This is a genomic window from Sphingobium psychrophilum (assembly GCF_012927105.1).
In the GTDB taxonomy this organism is placed as follows: Bacteria; Pseudomonadota; Alphaproteobacteria; order Sphingomonadales; family Sphingomonadaceae; genus Sphingobium; species Sphingobium psychrophilum.
In genome coordinates, this window is record NZ_JABBFV010000060.1 from 1 (window position 1) to 3,337 (window position 3,337).

The window sequence follows — 3,337 nt, forward strand, 5'->3', positions numbered from 1 at the left end:
GTCTCAGGTTTAAGCGATAATCCCATCATCACGTTGCCTGCCATGGCAGCATGATCAATCCGGCTTAGCCGGAAGTCGCTGTGGCTATCCCAGCGAACCTACACCACGCTGTGGGACACGATCCCGGACCATTCGGATTCTGGTTTAGCATGGAGCACGCAGACCGGATCACCCATCCCCTGACACTCGATTTCGCGCATGATTATCGACTGTCCAGCAAATGTACTGGCAAACCCGCTGGCGAAACCGGTCTGCAACCAGCACACCGGATCGGCGCTGATCCCTTCGGTAGCAAGGTGGATTCCCGCCTCGATCGAATCGTGGACCAGGAAACGCCCTTCGAAATGGCCGCTTGCAAGGTCGCTGTCCAAAGTTTCGATTTCGGTCCAGCCGAACCCGGTCAACGCATGAGCCTGCGGACCCACTGAAAAGGCTTCGAGAAAATCACGGTTGGGCCGAAGATTTTTTGCCTCCACGGCACACCGCGCGCCTTCCGCGAAACCTAACTCCCAAAATAGCTGCCGCGCGCTGGCGAGACCCAACTGGACGACCATCGCGTTCCGCAACATGGTCAGCGCCGAGTTACTGAGCAAAACGCAACGTTCGCTGTCACGCCAGATGCGGCCCTGTTCGGGCGAGAACCGCAGTCGGCTTGTCAAATCGGCATATGTGGGGAGATGCTTCATGGCTCGTCATAACATATATGGCCACTGGCTGCCATAGAAGTCCCAGCATTCGACAAATATGTCGATATTTCGGGTGGCTGCGATACCCCATCTGCGCAATCTTCCTGGAAATACGCTGTTCCATGATTTGGCACGGTTCATGCTGACAACACTTGGAACAGGCGTCGGAGCGCGCTGACCGCGAGAATCTGACGGCGGACATTGGGAGAGGGAAGACAGAATGGATGTTTCCGGACTGGTCGATACGGCAACGGGCCGTCAATCGCGGGCGATATATTCGAGCGAGGAACTTTACCGGCAGGAGCTCGAACGCATCTTCGGGCGGTGCTGGCTGTTCCTCGTGCATACTAGCCAGATTCCTGAGGCTGGCGACTATTTCCGTACCTTTATGGGCGAGGACGATGTCATCGTCATTCGCCAGAAGGACGGAACGATCAAGGCCTTCCTGAACAGCTGCACGCATCGCGGCAACAGGATCTGCCGCTCCGACCGAGGAAACGCGAAGGCGTTTACCTGCAATTATCATGGCTGGTCGTTCGCACCGGACGGCTCGCTCAGCGCTGTACCGCTGGAGAAAGAAGCTTATTTCGGTGAGTTGGACCGCAGCAGGCTGGGCCTTGTTCCCGTGGCCCACGTTGCTGAGTATAAAGGCCTCGTCTTTGGCTGTTTCGATGCCGATCCGCCTTCACTCGAAGACTATCTTGGCGATGCAAAATTCTTCCTCGACGTCTGGCTCGATGCAATGCCGGGTGGAACGTCACTCGTCGGTGAAACCCAGAAGATGGTGCTCGCCAGTAATTGGAAGCTGCCAGTAGAGAATGTCTGTGGCGACGGCTATCATCTCGGCTGGGCGCACGCCGGGGCGATGAGGGCGGTGCAGTCTCTGGATCTTGCCGGTCTTAGCGTCGGCAATTCGAGCACGGATCTCGACGGCGGGCTTTCCGTTGCCGGGTTGAACGGCCACATGGCCCTGACCTCCCTCGACGGGGTTTCGGGCTATGCCTTCTACCCCAAACCAAAGCCAATGCTGGACTATCTTGAATTCAATCGTCCACAGGTGATCGAACGGCTGGGCAAGGTGCGCGGCGAGCAGCTCTGGGGTTCGCAGATCAATATCACGATCTTTCCCAACCTGCAGTTCCTGCCGGGCCTCAACTGGTTCCGGGTCTATCATCCCAAGGGTCCGGGCCAAATCGAGCAGTGGACCTGGGCTATGGTCGAAAACGACATGCCCGCCGAGATACAGGCGGCGATCCTGGACAATCAGTGCCTGACCTTCGGCCTGGCCGGCCTCTTCGACAACGACGATGGCGATAATCTTGCTGCCTGCACCGAACAGTCCCGTGGATGGCGCACAGCGCAAATGGACGTGTTCACCAACATGGCGCTAAACCGTTCAGGGCCGCGCGAAGGTTTCCCCGGCGACATCGCCGCCGGATTGGTGAGCGAGCACAACCAGCGTTATTTCTACCGCCGTTGGCAGGAACATATGCAGGCTGACAACTGGGCCGGTGTTCCCACCTACAACATCAATTCAGTGGTCGCCGAGGAGACAATCAATGCTTGAGTCGGGCGTCGCTCCGATGTCCACGGAGAGTGTCACCGGCCTGACTCAGCGCCTGTACCACGAAGCGCGTCTGCTCGACGCGGAGCGCTTCGAGGATTGGTTGGAATTCATGTGCAACGATGTGACTTATCGCATGGAGCTCAAGAGACGGCGGTTCCGGGCGGATCGTTCGCCGCCCGCGGCGGTTGGCGTCGGCGTCGTTTTCAACGAGAATCTTGCGCGGCTCAAGCTGAGGATCGATCGCCTGCGCTCCGGATTTGTATGGGCTGAGGATCCGCCAAATTTTGTGCGCCGCGTCGTTTCAAATGTTGAGGTCGAGCGCGCGGATGCCGAAAACGAGGCTATCGTGCACTCGGTGATCGTCATCCATCGCAACCGCATCGACGGCCTGACAAGGGTTCTTACTGCCGGGCGCTCCGATCGTTGGCGTATGCATGCCGATGGCTGGAAATTGGCGGCGCGCGAAATAGCACTTGATCACGCGGTACTGCCCGACAGCAACATCAACGTATTTTTCTAACATGTAATCATTGAGAGGAGAATGACATGCGCATTGAGCGGATCGGTCGTGAGCCGGAGTTTTCGCGTTACATGAATCTCAAGGAAGGCTGGCTCGATCGCAGGATCTTCAGTGATGCGGATATCTATGAAGAAGAGCTCTATCGTATCTTCGCACGGTCCTGGCTGTTCGTTGCCCATGAGAGTCAGTTGCCTAAGGCTGGCGATTTCCTGACAACCCACATGGGTGAGGATGGCGTAATCGTCGCGCGACAGCCCGACGGTTCGATCAGGGTGTTCTTGAATTCCTGTCCCCATCGCGGCAACAAAGTTTGCTTCGCCGATGCAGGTAACACCCGCCGCTTTGTGTGCAATTATCACGGCTGGGCGTTCGATACTGCTGGCGATCTGAAAGGCATGCATGAGGAATATTGTTACGACGACAACGATATTGATCGCCGTAAGTGTCTGATCCGAAATTAAGTTGAGTGGTATCAGCAGGTTGGCTTGACGGCCTGGCCTGTCGTTGATTCAGGGGTTTTGCGAAACTACCAAGGATCAACGATGTGGACCGATACCACTCGCG

General features: G+C 57.0%; 4 protein-coding genes. 3 read left to right on the forward strand and 1 reads right to left on the reverse strand.

What is annotated here, in order from left to right; translation table 11 throughout:
- Positions 1–98: 98 nt before the first annotated feature.
- Positions 99–686, reverse strand: coding sequence for a XylR N-terminal domain-containing protein (locus tag HHL08_RS25060; protein WP_235955315.1), 588 nt, complete (start codon positions 684–686; stop codon positions 99–101).
- Positions 687–906: 220 nt separating this feature from the next.
- Between HHL08_RS25060 and HHL08_RS25065 the strand changes: the two genes are divergently transcribed.
- Genes HHL08_RS25065 through HHL08_RS25075 form a run of 3 tightly spaced genes read left to right on the forward strand, consistent with a single transcriptional unit; the run spans position 907 to position 3,234 of the window.
- Positions 907–2,253 (forward strand): aromatic ring-hydroxylating oxygenase subunit alpha, encoded by a 1,347-nt coding sequence (locus HHL08_RS25065; RefSeq protein ID WP_088189919.1) that lies wholly within the window; start codon positions 907–909, stop codon positions 2,251–2,253.
- Positions 2,246–2,773 (forward strand): aromatic-ring-hydroxylating dioxygenase subunit beta, encoded by a 528-nt coding sequence (locus HHL08_RS25070; protein ID WP_088189920.1) that lies wholly within the window; start codon positions 2,246–2,248, stop codon positions 2,771–2,773. Before HHL08_RS25065 ends, HHL08_RS25070 begins: the two co-directional genes overlap by 8 nt.
- A gap of 26 nt (positions 2,774–2,799) precedes the next feature.
- Complete coding sequence (locus HHL08_RS25075) at positions 2,800–3,234, forward strand: aromatic ring-hydroxylating oxygenase subunit alpha (protein ID WP_408021808.1); 435 nt, start codon at positions 2,800–2,802, stop codon at positions 3,232–3,234.
- Positions 3,235–3,337: the final 103 nt, after the last annotated feature.